The organism is Rhizobium sp. AN6A, from assembly GCF_900215635.1.
Lineage (GTDB): Bacteria > Pseudomonadota > Alphaproteobacteria > Rhizobiales > Rhizobiaceae > Agrobacterium > Agrobacterium tumefaciens.
The window spans coordinates 154,483-174,470 of record NZ_OCNC01000004.1; the positions used below are offsets into that span (position 1 = coordinate 154,483).

Here is a 19,988-nt window from a genome sequence, read left to right on the forward strand (position 1 = left end):
CAAGCAGCCTTTTGTACCAATCAATTGTGAGAATGATCAGACAAGACGGAACAGCTTGCCTGGATTGAAGATGTTATCGGGGTCGAGCGACGTTTTGATGGCGCGCATCACGTCCAGCGCATTTCCCGCCTCTTCGGCCAGAAAACTCATCTTGCCCTGGCCGATGCCGTGTTCTCCGGTGCAGGTACCGTCCATGGCGATGGCCCGGCGATTGAGACGCGCAACGAAAGCTTCTGTTTTGGCGACACTTTCGGCATCCTTGCCGTCGAACAGGATAAGCACATGGAAATTGCCGTCGCCCGCATGGCCGACGATCGGCGCCAGAAAGCCGTTTTCCTCGATATCCCGTTGCGTTTCCACCACGCAGTCCGCCAGCCGCGAAATCGGCACGCAGACATCGGTGGACAAACCGTCGAGATGCGGCGCGAGCGCCCGCGAAGCCCAATAGGCGTCATGCCGGGCCTTCCACAGCTTGTTGCGCTCGGCCGCATCGCTGGTCCAGCGGAAATCGACGCTGCCGCATTCCGCCGCGATCTCTGCAAATTGCTGAGATTGCAGGGCCGCCGTCTCTTCGGTGCCGTGGAACTCCACGAACAGCGTCGGTTTTTCCGCGTAGTTCAGGCCGGAATAGGCATTGCAGGCCCGCACCTGCACTTCATCAAGCAGTTCGATGCGCGCAACCGGAACACCCATCTGGATCGTCATGATAACGGCGTCACAGGCCGCCTGAATACTGTCGAAGGTGCAGACGCCACCGGCGATCTTTTCCGGGATGCCCTGAAGGCGCAACGTCACTGATGTCAGGACCCCGAGCGTACCCTCGGCGCCGACGAAAAGCCGCGTCAGATCGTAACCGGCCGACGACTTGCGGGCACGGCGAGCAGTGCGGATTTCCTCACCATTGGCAACAACGGCGGTAACGGCCAGAACATTGTCCTTCATCGTGCCGTAACGCACCGCATTGGTGCCCGACGCCCGCGTTGAGGCCATGCCGCCGATAGAAGCATTGGCACCCGGATCGATCGGAAAGAACAGGCCGGTATCACGCAGATAGACGTTAAGGTCCTCGCGCGTCACACCCGGCTCCACCGTCACGTCAAGATCTTCGGCGTTTACCTCAATGATGCGATTCATCCGGCTGAAATCGATGCAGATTCCGCCATTAGGCGCATTGACCTGTCCTTCCAGCGAAGAGCCAGTTCCGAAGGGAATGACCGGCACCTTATACTGCGCACAAGCCTTCACCACAGCTTTCACATCATCTGCGTTTTCGGCAAAGACGACACCATCAGGCGCCTGCAAGGTCAGATAGGTGGTGGTATGGCCGTGCTGCTCGCGAAACGCCTGCCCGGTCTGGAGCTTGTCACCCAGCTGCTGCTTCAGCGCTGCAAGCACCGACGCGATGCCTTCCTCGTTGCGTTTTCCCGCGACCACATCTTTCAGCGCCATCGTCCATCTCCACCGCAAGATACCGCCGTAACGGACTCGATCCGTTACGAAATTCTGTTGGGTGGTATGGGATAAGGTTAAGGCTTTGTCCAGCCGATCAGCAGGCCGAACGGCAAGAACAACCCGCTCTCATGTGGTGTTCCGCATGCACATACTGCCAGCCCTGAGCAAGCTCCGGCTCGTATACATCTTATACGTGAATTTCTTCATTGATGCTCATAAATGCATATAAATTACAACCGGAATGCGGAGCCGGCTAGAAACGGGTCCGTATTCAAACATCAGGGTTTCAACATGACTACAATTATAAGTCAGCCCTTTGCAGGATCGAATTATTTTCGACCGCTGACCGAAAACATTCCCGAAGAAAACCAGGCACGTAGCCCCTCCGGCGCCACGAATGGTGTTGATCCTCTGACCGCCCTGCTTGCCTCCAGCGCGGACGACGAAAAGGGTGACCTTACCTACGACATGAGAGGCAGGATCGAAGGGATGCCGGAGAAAGATAATACCGATGCTGAAGAAGCAAAGAACAATGCGGATCCAGTGGCGGATAGAGACTGGATGGAAGAGATTATCCGAACCACCAGCCTCAATCTTTCCCCGGCCTCAAGCAAACGGGATGTGTGGGGAGAGGAATTACGCTTCAACCGCGCCATGCACACCCCAGGTGTGCGGCCTGAAGACATTGTTCGAAATTTCGTTCCCGAGGGCATGACGAAAGAAACTGTACACGATCTAACGCCGGAGGCATATCAGGCTGAGCTAAGTAAAGCATACCACAATGCTTCCGTGCGAGAACAGAGAGAGAGTTGGGCACTCGCTGGTATGGACTATGATACCTACTGGGCTAATTTTGATAGCCCCGGCTATGCCGCCATGGGCATTCCGGGAAGCATACAGTCCTTACAGAATGCGATCGATTTTTATAACAGCACACACAAAATCGAAGCCAAAGGAGTCGATCCGAAAACCCTGTCGGAGAAACAGCGGGTAGTTCTTAAAATGTTCGAAGACACCAATAATTACTGGAAAAAGCGCGCCAAAGATCAACTCGACCAGACGATTTCCAGCCTGTTCAATAGTTATGACAGAACAGGAAACCTGATTGAGACGGACGCGAACGGCAGGGTAAGCGTCGGAACATTTGAACTATCGTATAAAGGCGTCCAGATTTATCACCCGAACAGGAGTTAATCAGCTGCCACGATCTGCTTAGCGCGTCGCGCAATATTCATAAGAACTCCGTTGACCGGAATGTCCGTAAATGCAACCATAAAATGCATTTTAGATAAACATATATCAGGAGTATATTAAATGGCCAAATATACCGGAAGCGATAAAGCCGACGTTTACAGCGGCACCCCTTACGCCGACGTTATCTACGGCAGACAGGGATATGATGAACTCCGCGGCAACGGCGGCGACGATGTCATCTATGCGGGTGGCGGATGGTTGCCTGGATACGACCGCGTGTGGGGTGGTGAAGGCAACGACACCATTTATCTCGAGCAGAACCCTTTGCCGAATTACGCCTATGGAGAAGCAGGGGACGATTCTATCTTTGGCGGCGCGGGATCAGACACCATCGATGGTGGCTCGGGCAATGATCGTATCGAAGGTGGCGGCGGTGCTGACATCCTTAAGGGAGGGCTGGGTAACGACACGATCATTATTGGAGTGGGTTCAGTTTCTACACGCACCACAGTCGACGGTGGTGACGGTGCCGATAAAATCCATCTCAACTACGGCTGGGAAATGTTTGTTTCCGGCGGTGCAGGTGATGACATTTTCTATGCGAACCGCGCGTCTCTCACCGGCACCGATTTTGACGGTGGCTCCGGAAATGACATTATCGAGGCGAGCTTCAACGAAAGCCGTATCGGAGTTCGCTCAATCCGCGATATCGAAGAGATCAAAGGCGCAGGCCTTACGAATGTCAGTATCGAATTCGATGATCTCGGCGGCACTCTCGATTTTACCAAAATCAAAATTACGGGAATCTCCAAATTCCTAGGCTCAGATAAAGCCGATACATTATATTTGGCCGGGAAAAATTCCGGAGACACGACCGTCTACGGCACAAATGACCTGATCGATATGGGTAGTGGAAACGACGTTGTTTACAGCGGCTTCGGTAACGACACCGTTGCTGGCGGATTCGGAAACGATAAACTTTTCGGCGGCAACGGCGATGACACCCTGCAAGGCGGAAACGGCAACGACATTCTTTCCGGCGAATTTGGCAGCGACCGGCTCGAAGGCGGAAACGGAAGCGATACCTTCGTCTTCCGCACCGGCTTCGGTAACGACGTGATTGCTGACTTCTCCGTTACCGACGGGGATGTCATCGAAATCGGAGGATTTAGCAGCATTGATGAATTTTCTGATCTTGCCACTTTGTTCACCGAAGCAAACGGATCAACGGTGATCAATTTCACTCCGTCCGACAGCCTTTCTCTGGCCGGCGTTTCCATTTCGAGCCTTTCCGCAAACGATTTCCTGTTTGTTGCCTGAGACAGACAGGGTTTAATTAGTTTCTAAAATGGGCAAGCCGACTCTCCGGCTTACCCATAAATTTTTATTCCGCCGCAAGCAGCTGCTTGTCCTCCTCCAGCGCCTTCCGACGCGCGGCAAGTTCCAGTTCGCGGTGGAGGCGGATTTCCTCATCCGCCTGTGGCTTGGCGAAACGGGCAATCAGCAGGTAGGAGACCGGGGTGATGTAAAGCGTCACCAGCGTCGCAAAACCCAGACCGCCGACGATGACCCAGCCCAGCGCGATGCGTGCTTCAGCACCTGCTCCCTGCGCAAGCACCAGCGGCACGCCGCCCAAAATGGTCGCGATCATTGTCATCATCACCGGGCGCAGGCGGATGCTGGTGGCTTTCTCGATGGCTTCGCGCACGGTGGCGCCCTGGTCACGCAGATGGTTGGCAAATTCCACGATGAGAATGCCGTTCTTCGCCATCACGCCCACCAGAAGCACAAGGCCGATCTGGCTGTAAACGTTGAGGCTCGATCCAGTGACGAGCAACGCGATGACGGCGCAGGCAAGACCGAGCGGCACCGTCGACATGATGATGATCGAACTCAGGACACTTTCGAACTGCGCGGCCAGTACGAGGAAGATGATGGCGATGGCAAAACCGAAGGTCAGCAGCATGCCGCTTGAATTTTCCTCAAGCGTCGCCGCCTCGCCGAGCGGCAGAAGGCGGGCACCGGGCGGCAGGAGGGATTGCGAGAGCTCGTTCACCTTTTCCAAAGCCTGACCGAGCGAAACGCCGTCCTTGAGATTGGCGGTAAAGCCGACGGAGGGAAGCTGCTGCTCGCGGTTGAGCTGCGGCGCCACCGCATTTTCCTTCAGGGTGGCGATAACCGACATCGGCACGATCTTGCCGTCACCCGTTTTCAGGAAGACGTTTTCGAGATCGGTCGGGTCGTTGATCGGCCGGGTGGAGGACAGCAGCCGGACCGGGATTGCATCCCCATCCACGAAGACGTCGACAATCGAACGTCCTTCCAGCAGCGATTGCATGGCGCGCGACAGGCCGGTGATATCAATACCGAGATCTGAGGCGCGCTCCCGGTCGATGGAGACGGATAGCTGCGCCTGGTTGGGCTCGTTGTCCAAACGCGGCGTTTCGAACAGGCCGCTTTCCTCCATGGAAAGCAGTAGTTTCTGCGTCGCGGTAGTCAGTGCCTGATAATTGCTGCCGACCATTGCCATCTGCAGGCCGTTGCCCGCACCGCGAATGCGCAGGCTGTTCGGCTGCATGGCGTTACCGCGCAGCGCGGGCACCTTATTGGCGGCAGCGGTAACATCGGCGGCAATCTGGTTCTGCGTGCGATCGCGATCAGCCCACGGCGCCAGCGTCAGCACCAGAAAACCGGTGTTGGAGGAACCGTTCATGCCGGTGATGGAGTAAATATTGCGGATTTCGCCACTGTCGCGCAGCGGCTGAAGATTTTCCTCGATCCGCTGCAACTGGTCGCGCGTATAGTCGAGGCTGACACCCTGCGGCGCCGTCACACGCATCATCACTGAGGCGCGGTCCTCGCGCGGCGTCAGTTCGTTCTGGATCATGCCGAAGGCAATCCAAGACAGGCCCGAAAAGACGAGCGCAACGATGATGACGATGAGCGGGTTGTTGAGGCAGGCGGAAAGCGTCGTCTTGTAGGTGGAGGCAAAGACATTGCCGAACCACGCCAGCGGTCCCGTGGGTTCCTTCAATCCGTCTTTCAGCATCCGCGAAGCGAGCATCGGACAAAGCGTCAGAGCCACGATGGAGGAAAGACCGACAGCGAAGGCGAGAACGAAGCCGAATTCACGGAAAAGGCCACCCAGCTGGCCTGGCAGGAAGGAGAGCGGAATGAACACTGCGGCAAGCGTCGCCGTCGTCGCAATCACCGCGAAGAACACTTCCTGGGTGCCGAGAACAGCGGCGGCGCGCGGCCCCATGCCCTCCGCACGGCGGCGCACGATATTTTCCAGCACCACGATGGCATCATCGACCACCAGACCCGTCGCCAGAACGATGGCGAGCAGCGTAAGGATGTTGATCGAGAATCCGACCATGTAGATGGCGATGATCGTGCCGATCAAAGCCACCGGCATGGTGATCGCCGGAATGAGGGTTGCCCGCCAGTCACGCAGGAAAAGGTAAAGCACCACAACCACGATGAGCGCGGAAAGACCAAGCGCCAGTTCCACCTCGTGCAACGCGCCTTCGATGAAGACGGCGTCGTCACTGGTCACCACGATGCGCGTACCCTGCGGCAGGTTGGCCGACATGGCCTCGACGGCAGCCTTCACGCCGGTGGAGATATTGAGCGTATTGGACTGCGCCTGCCGGATAACGCCGAGACCCACGCCTTGCACACCGTTGGACCGCAGCGAGGTGGATTCGTCATCCGCACCCAGCATCACGGTTGCCACATCGCGCAGGCGGATATTGTCCTTGATCAGAAGGTTGGAAAAATCCTCAGGCTTCGTGAGGCTCGCGGTCGCGCGCACGACGATGTCCTGCGTCGAACTTTTCAGCGATCCCGCCGGCACATCCAGCGCGGCACTGGCCAGCGCGGTGGAAATATCCGTGACCGTCAGACCACGGCTGGCAAGTGCGGCCTGATTGAGATCAACGCGGAAGACTTTTTCCTGATCGCCGTAAAGCTCCACATCCGCCACGCCATCGACGGCGGCCAGGCGGTCGATGACCTCGTCATCCACCAGCTTGGTCAGATCTTCCATGCTGAGCGTGGACGAAGTGACGGCAAGACGCATGATCGGCTGGCTGTCGGAATCCGCCTTGATAATCTGCGGCTCGTCAGCATCATCAGGCAACTGGTTGGTTACGCGGCCAATGGCATCGCGCACATCGTTTGCGGCAACGGCCATATCGACATTGTCGCCGAATTCCATCGTTACGCGGCTGGTGCCGAATTGCGAATTGGAGGAGATGGTTTTGACGCCGCTGACGCGCGCAACGGCCCCCTCGATGGTCTGCGTCACTTCCTGATCGATGGTTTCGGGCGCCGCACCTTCATAGGTCGTCCTGACGCTGATGGACGGCCGGTCCACATCCGGCAACTCGCGCACCTCGACGCCAACCAGCGCGGCAAGGCCGGCAACCACAAGCAACGTATTGAGAACCGCTGCCAGAATGGGCCGGCGAACGAACAGTGCGGTGAAGGCGAGCTTGGAATCCTTAACCGAAGGCGGCTGAGTCGTCATTGGCTGGCAACCTCCTCGGGCTTCGGCTGGCTTGCGACACGGACGGCACCACCCTCCCGCACCCGCTGCAATCCTTCGGTCACGACCTGATCGCCTTCCGCCAGTTCCGCTTTCACGAGAACGGCGTCGGGGTTACGCTGCACGATCTGCACCCGCACCTTGGCCGATTTATTGTCGGTCACGCGCCAGACATAGGACCCTTCGGAATCCCACTGCACCGCCAGCGGATCGACGGAAGCATAGGTCTCTCCGGCAAAACGCATGGTGACGCCGAAGGACATACCGGCCCGTAACTCATCCTTGTCGTTGGCAAACCGTGCCCGGATGCGGATGGTACGGCTTGCGGCGTCGACACGGTTGTCGACGGCCTCGACCTCACCTTTGAACGTCTCGCCGGGGCGTGAAATCGAGGTGGCCTCTACAGGCATTCCGACGGTAATTGCAGTTGCGAACCGTTCCGGCGCCCAGAAATTGACCAGAATTTGAGAACGGTCATCGATGCCGACGATCGTTGATTGCGTGGTGACATTGTCGCCGATATTGGCGGCCACGATCCCGACAACACCCTCAATCGGCGCGACGATGTCGCGGCGCCTGAGGTTCAGCTCGGCGGTGCTCAGCGCGAGTTTTGCGGCTTCCTCGGCAATCTGCGCGTCCAGCACATCAAGGCGGGATACGGATTTCAGGTTACTGTAGGAACTCGATTTTTCGACGGCGCTGCGTAGCGCAACCTGCGCCTTGTCCCGCTCGATCACCTGCTCCTCGTCATCGAGCCGCGCGAGCACCTGCCCCTTTACGACCCGGGCGCCGGATGAAATGCGGATTTCCGAAAGCGTGCCTGATGTCTGCGGCATGACGACGACCGACTGGATGGCCTCGCCACTGCCGATGGCGTTCAGCCTGTCATTGACCGTGCCTTGCTTGACTGGAGCCATCGCCACCAGGGTCGCATTGCCATCGCGGCGTGCAGCGCCGGCATTTTGTCCGGGTGACGAACCGGGTGTTCTGGCACCGGATGCGGCAACCTCGACCGCGCCGGCCGGTGTTTTGCCGATGCCGATACCCGCGAGCAGATTCCGCGCTTCGGGTGAATAAAACCCCCAAAGACAGAGCCCTGCTCCCGCCACAGCAAGACAGACACCCACCTGTTTCCACACCCGCATACAATTCTCCGATTATCCGCACAGCATAAACCCGCCCCGAAAAGCGCTTTTCGGAACAGTACAAGTATTCCCCCATGCCTTAACGAAGGCAACGCACAAATCCGTTCCTTACATAATTGTAATTTGTGATGAATTGTCGTCGAAAACGCACTGACGGCCATTTCTGTCGCAAACATTCGCCAATCCGGTAATCTGCAGCTGAAATAGCCATGACCGGAGGAATGCATGAGCACCGTAACGAAAGCCGAAAATCCCGAAGCCAACCCGCGCGTCAAGGCTGTGTTCGACGATATCCGCGCAACGCGGAAATCGGATTTCATCAACAATATGTGGCTCTACCTCGCCTTCGACCCCGATCTTCTGGAAAAGACCTGGGCCGAGGTCAAGGCGGTGATGGCCACACCTTCAGCGCTCGATCCGCTGGTGAAGGAAATGCTTTATATCGCCGTTTCCGTCACCAATGGCTGCTCATATTGCGCCCACTCCCATACCGCGGCTGCAAAAGCCAAGGGCATGACGGGCGAACAGCATGCCGATCTTATGCGGGTCATCGCCCTTGCCGCCAAGACCAACCAGCTGGCCGTGGCGCTGCAATTGCCGGTGGACGCGGCTTTTGATGCCGACAGGCGGGCCTGAGACGAAAAAACGTCTTGGAATAGGCGTTTTGACTGATGATACCGGAATAAAAGCAGAACACGGTTCTAGCCTTTATATCCCGAATCACTACATTGGGCCGCATGAGCAACAGTTTTGACGATATGCCGTTCTTCGACGAAGAACCTGAGGCGCCGCGCAAGGCGACGAACAATGCCGATGCAGGCAACGACGGCGGGCTTGGCATTGCCGCGCGCGCCATGGCGGCACGCGATCAGGCACGGCCCACGCCCGACTATCTTTCCGGCCTCAACCCGGAACAGCGCGAGGCCGTGGAGACACTGGACGGCGCGGTTCTGGTGCTTGCGGGCGCCGGCACCGGCAAGACCCGCGTTCTCACCACCCGCATCGCCCATATTCTGGCGACCGGACGCGCCTATCCCAGCCAAATCCTGGCCGTGACCTTCACCAACAAGGCCGCCCGCGAGATGAAGGAACGTATCGGCGTTCTGGTCGGCGGCGCGGTTGAGGGCATGCCCTGGCTCGGCACCTTCCACTCCATCGGTGTCAAGCTCTTGCGTCGCCATGCCGAACTCATCGGCCTGAAGTCTGATTTCACCATTCTCGACACCGACGATGTGGTGCGGCTGATCAAGCAGCTCATCCAGGCCGAAGGTCTCGATGACAAGCGCTGGCCGGCCAAACAATTCGCCGGCATGATTGACGGCTGGAAGAACAAGGGACTGACGCCGCCGGATATTCCCGAGGGCGATTCCCGCGCGTTCGCCAATGGCAAGGGCCGCGAACTTTACACGGCCTATCAGAACCGGCTGAAAACGCTGAACGCCTGCGATTTCGGCGATCTTCTGCTGCACCCGATCAGCATCTTCCGCCGCAATCCCGATATTCTGAAGGAGTACCACCAGAAATTCCGCTACATTCTGGTGGACGAATATCAGGACACCAATACGGCGCAATATATGTGGCTCAGGCTTCTCGCCCAGCGCCCCAAAGGCGAGCCGCAAAACGTCTGCTGCGTCGGCGACGACGACCAGTCGATCTATGGCTGGCGCGGCGCCGAAGTGGACAACATCCTGCGCTTCGACAAGGATTTTCCCGGTGCCAAGGTCATCAAGCTGGAGCGCAACTATCGCTCCACCGAGCATATTCTCGGCACCGCCGGCCATCTGATCGCCCATAACGAAGGGCGTCTCGGCAAGACCCTGTTCACCGAGCGCAGCAGCCCCGACGATGAGAAGGTCGTGGTGCATGCGGCCTGGGATTCCGAAGAGGAAGCCCGCGCCGTCGGTGAAGAAATCGAGCAGCTTCAGCGCAAGAACCACAAGCTGAACGACATGGCCATTCTCGTTCGCGCCTCCTTCCAGATGCGCGAGTTCGAAGACCGTTTCGTCACGCTTGGCCTCAATTACCGCGTCATCGGCGGCCCCCGCTTCTACGAGCGTCTCGAAATCCGCGATGCCATGGCCTACTTTCGCGTTGTCTGCCAACCGGCCGATGACCTTGCTTTCGAGCGTATCGTCAACACGCCCAAGCGTAGCATTGGCGAAACCACTAAAAGCGCCCTACACGCCTATGCCCGCGCTCGCGATATTCCCATGCTGGCGGCAGCAGCTGACATCGTCGAAACCGACGAACTGAAGCCACAGGCGCGCAAGGCGCTGTTCGATGTGGTGCAGAATTTTCGCCGCTGGCAGGGGCTTCTGGAAAACACCGAACACACCACACTTGCCGAGCAGATCCTTGACGAAAGCGGCTATACCGCCATGTGGCAGGCCGACAAGACGGCGGAAGCGCCCGGCCGCCTGGAAAACCTGAAGGAACTCATCCGCTCGATGGAGGCCTTCGAAAGCCTGCGCGGTTTCCTTGAGCATGTCGCGCTCGTCATGGATGCCGAGCAGAACGAAAATCTCGATGCCGTCTCCATCATGACGCTGCATTCCGCAAAGGGGCTGGAATTCGACACTGTCTTCCTTCCCGGCTGGGAAGAAGGTCTGTTCCCGCACCAGCGGGCGCTGGACGAAGGCGGCCGCTCCGGTCTGGAGGAAGAACGTCGTCTAGCCTATGTCGGCATCACCCGCGCCAAGAAGCTGTGCCATATCTGGTTCGTATCGAACCGGCGTATCCATGGTCTGTGGCAATCCACCCTTCCCTCGCGTTTTCTCGATGAGCTGCCGCCGGCCCACGTGGATGTCGCGGCATCTGACAGCAATTACGGTGGTTACGGCGGACGCGGCGGTTATGGCCAGTCCCGTTTCGACAAGGCAGAACCCTTCGCCAACAATTACTCCACCCCCGGCTGGAAACGTGCCCAGGCCAACAAGTCCGACGCGACCCGCGATAACTGGGGCACACGCTCCGGCCATACGGTGGAGCGGATCGGGTATGGTGAAAGCGGCCCCCGCGCCCGCACGATCGACGGCGAACTGGTGGCCAAGTCGGTTGCCGACACACCGTCGAAATTCGTGGTCGGAGACCGCGTTTTCCATATCAAATTCGGCAATGGCAACATCTCCGCCATCGAGGGTAATAAACTGACCATCGATTTTGACCGCGCCGGACAAAAGCGCGTGCTGGATGGATTTGTGGAAAAGGTTTGATTCGGCAACTATGAGTGCACGAACGCGGCTTTTTCCATAGCCCCCGTCACGCCGTTGCAATAAAGGAGTTGCAACAGGGTGCAGAAACCGGGCGAGGACTGCTTTGCATATTTTACCGAAAAGCGGGCGCAAGCTTGCCGTTTTCCTGATCAATATGGACAGCGCCACCAAGCGCCTCGAGGACATGAACGCACGTCTCGACGCCATCGGGCTGAAGGCAGAGCGGGTCCTGGGCGTCAATGGCCGCGAGCTGAATTATCCGATCCCGGAATTCAGCGAGCTTTCCTACATGCTCATGCATGGCCGCCGCACCTCGCCGCCGGAAATCGGCTGCTATCTCAGCCATGTCGCCTGTGCCAACCGGTTCATGGGCAGCGATGCCGATATCGCGCTCATTCTTGAAGACGATGTCGTCTTCGAGAAGGATTTCCTGGAAGCAATCGACGAGGCGATAGTGAATGGAAGCGACTGGGATCTGCTTCGGCTGACCACGGTCAGCAACGGTCGCAAGTTTCCCTTCCGCAAGCTCGTTGGCGGGCGCTCACTCGCCATTGCGTTGACGCGGGAAAAGGGTTCGGGCGCATATCTCGTTAACCGCCGCGCCGGCAAATGGATCTCGAGGCTCATCCCAATGCGGCTTGCCTACGATATTGCCTTCGATCTGGAATATCTTGCCGGCCTGAAGGCGGCCTTCATTTACCCACTCTGCGCCACACAGGATGCGGATGGGGAAAGCCAGATCCAGAACAATCTGCGGATATACCGTCTGCCCCGCTGGCGCTACTTCACCGTGCTGCCCTACCGCACTTTTCTGGAAACCAGCCGTTTCCTCATGCGCAGCCTCCGCTTTGCCTTTGTCAAGCTGAGCGTTGCGCTGGAGCGCGGCAAGGGCAAGACCGTTCCCACCGGCAATTGACTGCGCTGGCCTACACTTCGCCGGGCGTGAACCCAACCAGATAGACCGCAGCGATCACAGCTGCGAGAGTGAAAATCGAAATGACGAAAATCGTCATCCGGTTCAATGGTTTGCGCGTCGTTTTCTTCATGGTGGAATAATGCGAAGCGCGCGTAGTGGTTCCCTACAGGTTGTCAGCTTTTGCGTGCGGTAACCTGTGAGACAGGTAATCCCGCATCTGCTCCATTGCCTCCTCGCGCGTCAAACCACCGGACTGCAATCCTGAGCGCAACTAGAGGCCGTCGATAAGCGAGGTGATCCCAAGCGCTACGGGTTCGCAGTCTTCCTTCGGCAGGAGGTGCACCAAAGCTGAGAGAAGATTGGAGCGCATCCGTGCATGGATCACCTTCTGGATCCGGGCGAGCTGCGGCTCTCGCGGAACCTCCGCGCAAAGCGACAGCCAGGCATGGCAGATCGACGGCTGAAAGAAGCTTTCGTCGAAATTCCCATCGATAATGGCATCGAGCCGCTCACGAGGACTGACCGCCTGATTGATTGGCCGCCGTCTTTCCCGAGGCTCAAACCGTTACGCTCGATGGGCATGGTCACAATCCGCATTGGGAAAACCCGATGGGCGTATTCACGCTGATCGCCGATTTTTCGCGGATGTTATGTCAGACTGCGCTAAGTAAGGGAGTGGAGTGCGTTGGTTGCACATGTTTCTGGAAGCAACTGACAAATCGATTTCGATTCAGGTGCCGATGTTGTAACGCTTCGGTGAATAATCATATCTCGGCTGGCCATGACAGAAACGACCCATCCCCGCCTGAACCCGTTGCACCTTGCCGCCGCCTTCGCAAGCGGCTGTCTTCTGACATTGATGGTGCATTTCAACGGCCAGCTTGCGCATTACGGTAACGCACTTTTCTCCTCCTGGACTGCACACGGCACCGGCACGGTGGCGGCGCTGATCTATCTCGCGATCATGCGCCCGAAGACGGAGGCGGGTGCGCTGGCCAAACCGAAGGCGCCGCTCTGGGCCTATTGCGGTGGGGTGATTGGTGCGGCCATCGTCATCCTCACCTCCACCGCCGTCAATTCGCCGCTTGCCCTCTCCGGCACCATCGCGCTCGGGTTGGGTGGACAGGTGATCTTCAGCCTTCTGGCCGATTTCTTCGGCCTGTTTGGCCTGCCCAAACGGCGGCCGGATTTGCGTGACATGGCGGCGGTGGCACTGATTCTCTGTGGCAGCGCACTCATTATCCTTGTCGGGAGAACGGCATGATCGTCTGGATAGCCATGGCGTTTACCGGCGGCGTCTTCGTGGCACTGAGCCGTCAGGTCAACGGCCGCCTCAGCCTGTCGAACTCACCGCTGATCGCCTCGTTCTGGAACCATATCGTCGGTTTCGGGGTATTGACCGCCATCGGCCTCATCGTCGGCGGCCTCATTCCGCCGGGCGCGGCCGACGCGCCGTGGCTTGCCTTTATCGGTGGCCCCATCGGTGTTGTCTTCATCGCTTCGGGAAGCTGGCTCATCCCCCGCATCGGCGCGGTCAATACCGCACTTCTCGTCATCAGCGGCCAGATGGTCTCAAGCGTCGTGCTCGACTTTTTCAGCGATCAGCCGCCGAAACTCTGGGCAAGCGCACTCGGCATTCTGCTGATTCTCGCCGGCATGGTGCTGACCCAGCGTCGCGGCCGCTAAGGCACTTCTCCGTACGTCCGGGAAAGCGTAAATCAGGTATCGCTATCGCGTGAGAACATGCTGAGCAGGGTCTTGCCGCCACTCTTGCCACCGCTGCTTGCGAGCGTCGGGCGACCACCGTTCAGCTTCGGCACCACGACCATGCGCTTGACTTCGCCACGTTTGAAGGCCGCAAGGAACCGGGAATAATCCCGGAACACAACGCAGCCATTCGATTCACCGCGTTTCGCCAGCATGTAGGTGTGGGCGAGAAGACCGTCGCGGCCATGCGGATTGACGCCATTTTCCGGCGTCAGACGAATCGCTTCGACGCCATGGAACCGCGCCTCGCGCATCGTCAGACGATAGCTGGAGGGCGGCGTCGAGCCGCGCATTCTCACATGAACATAGTCGGGGTTGTCGCGCATCTTGCCGATGCCCGAATGTGCCTCGAGCTTCTCGCCGTTCGGCATATGAACCAGGCCGGAGGAAATATCGTAGATCGCCGTGCCGTTGCCGCGATCCGGCCACGGAACCGCATCCATCTTGCTCGGCTCGCGCACCGGATTATCAGGTTTTGCAAAGGCGAGCATGCCGGCCGTGCCTTGCCGCGGCTGCTGGGGTGCACGCGCAGGCACCGGCGCATCGAAAGCAGGTGCGGAAGCGCCGGCTGCCGGGTGTTCATCGGTCTTCGCTAAAACGGCGGGGCGGGGTGATGGCTCCACCGTTTCGGCAGCCGCCACCTCGGGCCGGAAGCTTGGCAAAGGGACGTCGTCCGGAAGCAGGCTGCTCGCCTCTTCCTCGATCTGCGGGCGCCCTAATGCCACTTCAAATGCCGGATGTTGCGATGCGGCGCTCTGATAGGCGACCTCTGTGGTGCGTCCAAGCGCCGAATCGACGACGGCGGAGGGCCGCAGCGCTGCAAGTTCCTTGACTGTCGCCTGCCCCTTCGCGTTCGCAGCCGCGCCAAAACGCTCGCGGAACTCCTTCTCGCCGATTTCGGGCATGATGCCGGCAAGGCGAACCGCCTTCTGCGGGCCATGGCTGTGGTCGCTCAGACGGGAAAATTTACGGACGTGGATATCGCGTGCGGCTGCGCCGGAAATCGCAGCCTCGCCAGACTCCAGCCTTGCCACCAGCGTCTTCTCAAACTGCCCGACACCATGCGATGCGGCCGCCATCGAGTGAAGCGAGGCGAAGGCAGCGAAGGCGAACAGGCCGGCAAAGGCACCACCGCCAAGCAGAGCGGACATTCGGCCAAGCGAAAAGGATTTGCCTCTCTTGAGGCAAGACGAACCGGCAAGACCGGCGCCATTATAAGCCGCAGCAGAATACGCCATGATACTCGTTACTCGAACCGTTCACGCACACCCGGGCAAAGCCGGAGGGATTTTGGGGCATCCGAACAGCGGGCGGACACCCGGCCGATTTCGGAACTGACTGGTTCGAAGCATGACGAATTATGGTAACCAAAGTGTTTACGAGTCCCTGCAAAAATAATTCGTTAAGGTCTGCGCATTATCGGGCGAAGGCAAAAAAATGACTTGCGCGGGCTGGACATGCATCTGCATCGCCTTTTCCCGGAAAATGCCCCGCAGGGCGTCATCGGCCTTTAAAGTTTACGTCGCCGCATCGTCAGGTAAATTCCGACTTTGCCGGAAATTTGCTGTAAATGCGGCAGGACTGCGACGGAGCAAATCTATGCCATGAGCCGTCAAGCACATACAAAGCTGGTAAGGGTACTTGATCCGTTGCTGCCGGCTTGGCATCCTGCCGGAAATAAGGGAGGCAAATCATGAAGGCGCTGCTGCTCATCGATATCCAGAACGGCTTTTGTCCGGGCGGTAATCTGGCTGTCGCCGATGGCGACCGGATCGTGCCCATCACCAATGCCCTGATCGACAATGGCGGTTACGATCTGATCGTCGCCTCGCAGGATTGGCACCCGGAAAATCACGGCAGCTTTGCCTCGCAGCATGTCGGCAAGAAGCCGTTCGATATGGGTGAACTCTCCGGCAGACCGCAGATGATGTGGCCGGACCATTGCGTGCAGGGCACGCCGGATGCGGAATTCCATCCCGACCTCAAGACGGAGGCTTTCGACTATATCCAGCAGAAAGGAGAAAATCCCGCCGTCGACAGCTATTCCGCCTTTCGCGACAATGATCAGGGGGCAACGACAGGTCTTGCCGACTATCTGACGCGCCAGGGCGTAACCCAGCTCGACATATGCGGGCTCGCCACCGATTATTGCGTCAGTTTCTCGGTGCTCGATGCCCTCGACATGCTGCCTGGCGTCAAGGTCCGTTTCATCGAGGATGCAAGCCGCGGCATCGATCCCCAAGGTATACAGGCGTCGATTGCGGCCATGCGGGAAAAAGGCGCCACTATCCTCAAAAGCCGCGACATTTTGCGCGACTGAGGGCCGGTCAGCGCAGCCTTGGCTTCTCCAGCACGTCGATATCGCCTGCCGCATCCTCCAGACGCCGCAGGATCGCGGCATGCGCATCCTTGAGCCCCTGATTGTAAAAGACATATCCGACTTCTTCGGCCAGAAAGTCGACGAAGATTTCCGCCTGCAGCAAGCCGATCTCGGTTTCGGTCTCCCGGGCCAGATACTCCCGAACACGCGCGGCCAGCACGGCCCTTTCCTGCTTCTCCAGCATTGATCCTCCATTATTCAATCGTTTGGGCGGGGAGCAAAAACCGGGTGAGGCCTTCCGTCCGACGTCGCGTATCGGCGTTACCGTAACGGAAGCTTCAAGGGAATCAATCGATCCATTCATGCAATTTGTTTGCCAGCCGGCCGGGACGGCGATAGAGCGGCGGGCAAGGAGTTCCTGAACAATGTCCAATGCAGATTTCCGCGAAGGCCTCAAAAGCGGCTTTCCGATCGCCCTTTCCGCCGCTCCCTTCGGCGCGCTGTTCGGCGCGGTCGCAGTCGATAACGGGCTGAGCGTCGCCGAAGCGACGATCATGAGCGGCACCGTCTATGCGGGTGCCAGCCAGCTGGTCGGCATCGAATTATTCGGCCAGAAGGTAGCCCCCTGGCTGATCGTTCTATCGGTGTTTGCCGTCAATTTTCGCCATATTCTCTATTCGGCCGCCATTGCCAGAATGATCACCAACTGGACTTTCCTGCAAAAGGCCATGGGGTTCTTCGTGCTGGTGGATCCGCAATTCGCCGAGTCAGTCAGGAAATACGAAAACACCGGCGTGGTCGGTTTCGCCTGGTACATGGGCTTCGCCACGCCGATCTATATTCTGTGGCTGGTGATGACCGTTGTCGGTGCATCACTCGGCAATCTCGTCGGCGACCCGAAAGCCATCGGCCTTGATGTGCTGTTGCCGATCTATTTCATGGGCATGGTTTTGAGCTTCCGCCAGCGGGAGAATTTTTACCCGGTGATGCTGGCAAGTGCGCTTGGCGCAACCGTTGCCTATCACATCGTCGGCTCGCCCTGGCATGTCAGCCTCGGCGCGCTTGCCGGCATTCTCGTCGCAGTCGTCTATCCGCCGAAACCAACCGGCGAGGCCAATTCTGAAAGCAAGGTGGAAACGCCATGAGCGATCTGCTGCACGCCGACACGCTGATCCTGATCGCGCTCGCCACCGTCGCCACCTATCTTACCCGCATCGGCGGTTATGTTCTGATGACGCGGATGAAATCCATCCCGCCGCGCATGGAGGCGGGATTGAACGCCGTTCCTGTGGCGGTTTTGACGACCCTTGTCGCACCCGCCTTTTTTGAAGGCGGATACGAGGTGAAGATCGCCATGGTGGCCGCTCTTCTGGTCTGCCTGCGTTTCCCCGGCCTGACGATGCTGGCCATTGGCTGGGCCATCGTCATCGCCATCAGGCAATTTTCTATCCTTTAAGCGTTCCGCTCCAGAGGCTGCGTGGCCGCAACAAGCCACGCCTTCACCTCTTCATCCGCGATCAAAGGCGAAAGCTTTTCCAGAACGCCGGCGTGATAGGCATTCAGCCAGTCCAGCTCATCGTCGGTCAAAAGTGCTGTAACGACCAGCCTGCGATCGATAGGGCACCAGGTCAGGGTCTCGAAGGACAACATCGGCTGATCACCGCCCGCGACTTCCGCCGCCTCGCGCACATAGATCAGGTTTTCGATGCGGATGCCAAAAGCGCCCGGGCGGTAATAACCGGGCTCATTCGACAGAATCATTCCCGGCAGAAGTTCCTGCGTCGAAAGCCGAGAAATACGCTGCGGCCCCTCATGCACCGAAAGATAGGAGCCGACGCCGTGGCCAGTGCCATGGGCATAATCCGCCCCGGCCTTCCACAACGCGATACGCGCCAGGGGATCGAGATCGCAACCGCGCGTTCCCTTGGGAAACCGTGCGTCGCTGATGGCGATCACGCCCTTCAGCACCAGCGTGAAGAAACGCCGCTGATCTTCCGGAACATTGCCGATTGCCACGGTGCGGGTGATGTCCGTGGTGCCGTTTACATATTGCGCGCCGGAATCGACGAGGAACATCTCACCATCGCCAAGGGTGCGGTCGGTATCGGTGGTGACGCGATAATGGATGATGGCGGCATGTTCGCCCGCGCCCGAAATCGTATCGAAAGACACGTCCTTTAGAGGATTCTGGAGAGACTGCCCCACCTTGGCGCGCGCAGCCTCCAGCGCCTTCACGGCCGCGATTTCGGTAACGCTGCCCGGTTGCTGACGATCCAGCCAGCACAGATATTCAACCATAGCCGCGCCGTCCTGCACATGTGCCACTGCCGAGCCGGCAAGCTCCGCCTCATTCTTGCAGGCGCGCGGCAAGCGGACGGGATCGGCCTCCTCGATAAGGGCGCCACCCGCCGCGGTAATCGCCCCTGTCAGCGCCACAGGCGTCAAATCGGCGTCCACCATGACGCGGCCCTTGGCGCTGGCAATGGCGTGCAGACGATCGGCGATATTCGATGGCGACAATTGCGTCGCCAGCTGTGCCAGATAGGCCTCGGCCTCTATACCGGTCTTGCGTTTGTCGAGAAAAATATCGGCCTTGCCATCCGCATAGATGATGGCGCGGGCAAGCGGATGCGGCGTGTGCGGCACATCGTTGCCGCGAATATTGAAAATCCAGGCAATGGAAGACGGATCTGTCACCAGCAGGGCATCGGCTCCCTTGGCAGACACCGTCTCCGCCAGCGAGGCGATCTTTTCCTTCGCCAGCTTGCCGGTGAAGGCTTCCGGCTGAATGACGACAGGCTCCAGCGGTTCGGACGGGCGGTCGTGCCACAGGGCATCGAGCGGGTTATTTTCGAGCAGGACGACAGAACCACCCTTCCCCGCAAGCGCCTTTTCCAGCCGCTTCAATTCAGCGCCGGTATGCAGCCATGGATCGATCCCGAGCCGAAAGCCCGCAGCCCCGTGCTCCAACAACCAGACGGAAGGCGGGGCACCGACCAGATCACCACCGCTGAACACCGTCTGGTCGACCTGCGACTTCAACTGCGTGGTATACCGACCATCGACAAACACCACCGCTTCTGCGCGCGTTACCAGCGCAATGCCGGCAGAGCCGGTAAATCCGGTCAGCCATGACAGACGCTCAGATGATTCAGGTACATATTCGCCCTGATATTCATCGGCACGCGGCACCAGGAAACCATCGATACCAAGGGCGTCGAAACTGGCACGCAGCGCCTCGACGCGGGCCTTGCCGAATTGCGGCGCGGATTTGTTTTCGAAGGTCTGGAACATGGGCATCTTTCGGGAACTGTCATGAGGAAAGCTGGTCGGTAACGCCGTCAAATCATTGGCGCGCAATGACAATGCCATGCCGGCAAACCCGGTTTCAAGCCATATGTGACATCACCCATTAAGGTAGGCAGGCGCG

16 protein-coding genes and 1 pseudogene are annotated in these 19,988 nt (G+C 58.6%); 10 read left to right on the forward strand and 7 right to left on the reverse strand.

Annotated features, from left to right (window positions below):
* Nucleotides 1-36: 36 nt before the first annotated feature.
* Complete coding sequence (locus CRO62_RS13405; protein WP_097100568.1) at nt 37-1,449, reverse strand: FAD-binding oxidoreductase; 1,413 nt, start codon at nt 1,447-1,449, stop codon at nt 37-39.
* Between the two features lie 294 nt (nt 1,450-1,743).
* Here CRO62_RS13405 and CRO62_RS13410 point away from each other — a divergent pair, with 294 nt between their 5' ends.
* Complete coding sequence (locus CRO62_RS13410; RefSeq protein ID WP_097100569.1) at nt 1,744-2,646, forward strand: hypothetical protein; 903 nt, start codon at nt 1,744-1,746, stop codon at nt 2,644-2,646.
* Nucleotides 2,647-2,766: 120 nt separating this feature from the next.
* Nucleotides 2,767-3,966, forward strand: a complete 1,200-nt coding sequence (locus CRO62_RS13415) for a calcium-binding protein (RefSeq protein ID WP_097100570.1) — start codon at nt 2,767-2,769, stop codon at nt 3,964-3,966.
* A 64-nt stretch (nt 3,967-4,030) separates the two neighbouring features.
* On the opposite strand, the gene CRO62_RS13420 is transcribed toward CRO62_RS13415, so the two are convergent.
* Together CRO62_RS13420 and CRO62_RS13425 are read right to left on the reverse strand one after the other, a co-directional pair.
* Nucleotides 4,031-7,180: an efflux RND transporter permease subunit gene (locus CRO62_RS13420; protein WP_097100571.1), complete on the reverse strand. Its 3,150-nt coding sequence runs from the start codon at nt 7,178-7,180 to the stop codon at nt 4,031-4,033.
* The gene (locus CRO62_RS13425; protein WP_097100572.1) at nt 7,177-8,343 is read right to left on the reverse strand and encodes an efflux RND transporter periplasmic adaptor subunit; all 1,167 of its coding nucleotides are present in this window, start codon (nt 8,341-8,343) and stop codon (nt 7,177-7,179) included. Before CRO62_RS13425 ends, CRO62_RS13420 begins: the two co-directional genes overlap by 4 nt.
* A 225-nt stretch (nt 8,344-8,568) precedes the next feature.
* On the opposite strand from CRO62_RS13425, the gene CRO62_RS13430 reads away from it, so the two are divergent.
* From CRO62_RS13430 to CRO62_RS13440, 3 genes are all read left to right on the forward strand, one after another.
* Nucleotides 8,569-8,979 carry a carboxymuconolactone decarboxylase family protein gene (locus tag CRO62_RS13430; RefSeq protein ID WP_097100573.1) on the forward strand — a complete coding sequence of 137 codons (411 nt, stop codon included), beginning with the start codon at nt 8,569-8,571 and terminating at the stop codon, nt 8,977-8,979.
* A 101-nt stretch (nt 8,980-9,080) separates the two neighbouring features.
* The gene (locus tag CRO62_RS13435; protein ID WP_097102973.1) at nt 9,081-11,555 is read left to right on the forward strand and encodes an ATP-dependent helicase; all 2,475 of its coding nucleotides are present in this window, start codon (nt 9,081-9,083) and stop codon (nt 11,553-11,555) included.
* Between the two features lie 103 nt (nt 11,556-11,658).
* Complete coding sequence (locus CRO62_RS13440) at nt 11,659-12,471, forward strand: glycosyltransferase family 25 protein (RefSeq protein ID WP_097100574.1); 813 nt, start codon at nt 11,659-11,661, stop codon at nt 12,469-12,471.
* A gap of 163 nt (nt 12,472-12,634) precedes the next feature.
* Here the strand turns inward: CRO62_RS13440 and CRO62_RS13445 are convergent.
* Nucleotides 12,635-13,006: pseudogene (locus CRO62_RS13445) on the reverse strand (TetR family transcriptional regulator C-terminal domain-containing protein); the annotation flags it as partial.
* Nucleotides 13,007-13,252: 246 nt separating this feature from the next.
* Here CRO62_RS13445 and CRO62_RS13455 point away from each other — a divergent pair.
* Both CRO62_RS13455 and CRO62_RS13460 read left to right on the forward strand, forming a co-directional pair.
* Nucleotides 13,253-13,735 carry a DMT family transporter gene (locus CRO62_RS13455; protein ID WP_003513161.1) on the forward strand — a complete coding sequence of 161 codons (483 nt, stop codon included), beginning with the start codon at nt 13,253-13,255 and terminating at the stop codon, nt 13,733-13,735.
* Nucleotides 13,732-14,157, forward strand: coding sequence for a DMT family transporter (locus CRO62_RS13460; protein ID WP_097100575.1), 426 nt, complete (start codon nt 13,732-13,734; stop codon nt 14,155-14,157). Before CRO62_RS13455 ends, CRO62_RS13460 begins: the two co-directional genes overlap by 4 nt.
* Nucleotides 14,158-14,189: 32 nt before the next feature.
* Here the strand turns inward: CRO62_RS13460 and CRO62_RS13465 are convergent, their stop codons facing one another.
* Complete coding sequence (locus tag CRO62_RS13465) at nt 14,190-15,476, reverse strand: DUF2778 domain-containing protein (RefSeq protein WP_097100576.1); 1,287 nt, start codon at nt 15,474-15,476, stop codon at nt 14,190-14,192.
* A gap of 455 nt (nt 15,477-15,931) precedes the next feature.
* On the opposite strand from CRO62_RS13465, the gene pncA reads away from it, so the two are divergent.
* The gene (gene pncA / locus CRO62_RS13470) at nt 15,932-16,558 is read left to right on the forward strand and encodes a bifunctional nicotinamidase/pyrazinamidase (RefSeq protein ID WP_097100577.1); all 627 of its coding nucleotides are present in this window, start codon (nt 15,932-15,934) and stop codon (nt 16,556-16,558) included.
* 7 nt (nt 16,559-16,565) lie between these two features.
* Here the strand turns inward: pncA and CRO62_RS13475 are convergent, their stop codons facing one another.
* Nucleotides 16,566-16,802, reverse strand: coding sequence for a DUF2164 domain-containing protein (locus CRO62_RS13475; RefSeq protein WP_025594024.1), 237 nt, complete (start codon nt 16,800-16,802; stop codon nt 16,566-16,568).
* A 181-nt stretch (nt 16,803-16,983) separates the two neighbouring features.
* Between CRO62_RS13475 and CRO62_RS13480 the strand changes: the two genes are divergently transcribed.
* Both CRO62_RS13480 and CRO62_RS13485 read left to right on the forward strand, forming a co-directional pair.
* Nucleotides 16,984-17,703 carry an AzlC family ABC transporter permease gene (locus CRO62_RS13480; RefSeq protein ID WP_097100578.1) on the forward strand — a complete coding sequence of 240 codons (720 nt, stop codon included), beginning with the start codon at nt 16,984-16,986 and terminating at the stop codon, nt 17,701-17,703.
* Nucleotides 17,700-18,014 carry an AzlD family protein gene (locus CRO62_RS13485; protein WP_097100579.1) on the forward strand — a complete coding sequence of 105 codons (315 nt, stop codon included), beginning with the start codon at nt 17,700-17,702 and terminating at the stop codon, nt 18,012-18,014. The genes CRO62_RS13480 and CRO62_RS13485 overlap by 4 nt, the downstream gene beginning before the upstream one ends.
* Here the strand turns inward: CRO62_RS13485 and CRO62_RS13490 are convergent.
* Nucleotides 18,011-19,852, reverse strand: a complete 1,842-nt coding sequence (locus CRO62_RS13490; protein WP_097100580.1) for an aminopeptidase P family protein — start codon at nt 19,850-19,852, stop codon at nt 18,011-18,013. The two genes, CRO62_RS13485 and CRO62_RS13490, sit on opposite strands and share 4 nt — an antisense overlap.
* Between the last annotated feature and the right edge of the window lie 136 nt (nt 19,853-19,988).

Excerpts from the sequence above, each read along its gene's own strand:
- CRO62_RS13405 (WP_097100568.1), bottom strand. The coding sequence starts at position 1,449 with ATGGCGCTGAAAGATGTGGTCGCGGGAAAACGCAACGAGGAAGGCATC.
- CRO62_RS13410 (WP_097100569.1), top strand. The coding sequence starts at position 1,744 with ATGACTACAATTATAAGTCAGCCCTTTGCAGGATCGAATTATTTTCGA.
- CRO62_RS13415 (WP_097100570.1), top strand. The coding sequence starts at position 2,767 with ATGGCCAAATATACCGGAAGCGATAAAGCCGACGTTTACAGCGGCACC.
- CRO62_RS13420 (WP_097100571.1), bottom strand. The coding sequence starts at position 7,180 with ATGACGACTCAGCCGCCTTCGGTTAAGGATTCCAAGCTCGCCTTCACC.
- CRO62_RS13425 (WP_097100572.1), bottom strand. The coding sequence starts at position 8,343 with ATGCGGGTGTGGAAACAGGTGGGTGTCTGTCTTGCTGTGGCGGGAGCA.
- CRO62_RS13430 (WP_097100573.1), top strand. The coding sequence starts at position 8,569 with ATGAGCACCGTAACGAAAGCCGAAAATCCCGAAGCCAACCCGCGCGTC.
- CRO62_RS13435 (WP_097102973.1), top strand. The coding sequence starts at position 9,081 with ATGAGCAACAGTTTTGACGATATGCCGTTCTTCGACGAAGAACCTGAG.
- CRO62_RS13455 (WP_003513161.1), top strand. The coding sequence starts at position 13,253 with ATGACAGAAACGACCCATCCCCGCCTGAACCCGTTGCACCTTGCCGCC.
- CRO62_RS13460 (WP_097100575.1), top strand. The coding sequence starts at position 13,732 with ATGATCGTCTGGATAGCCATGGCGTTTACCGGCGGCGTCTTCGTGGCA.
- CRO62_RS13465 (WP_097100576.1), bottom strand. The coding sequence starts at position 15,476 with ATGGCGTATTCTGCTGCGGCTTATAATGGCGCCGGTCTTGCCGGTTCG.
- pncA (WP_097100577.1), top strand. The coding sequence starts at position 15,932 with ATGAAGGCGCTGCTGCTCATCGATATCCAGAACGGCTTTTGTCCGGGC.
- CRO62_RS13475 (WP_025594024.1), bottom strand. The coding sequence starts at position 16,802 with ATGCTGGAGAAGCAGGAAAGGGCCGTGCTGGCCGCGCGTGTTCGGGAG.
- CRO62_RS13480 (WP_097100578.1), top strand. The coding sequence starts at position 16,984 with ATGTCCAATGCAGATTTCCGCGAAGGCCTCAAAAGCGGCTTTCCGATC.
- CRO62_RS13485 (WP_097100579.1), top strand. The coding sequence starts at position 17,700 with ATGAGCGATCTGCTGCACGCCGACACGCTGATCCTGATCGCGCTCGCC.
- CRO62_RS13490 (WP_097100580.1), bottom strand. The coding sequence starts at position 19,852 with ATGTTCCAGACCTTCGAAAACAAATCCGCGCCGCAATTCGGCAAGGCC.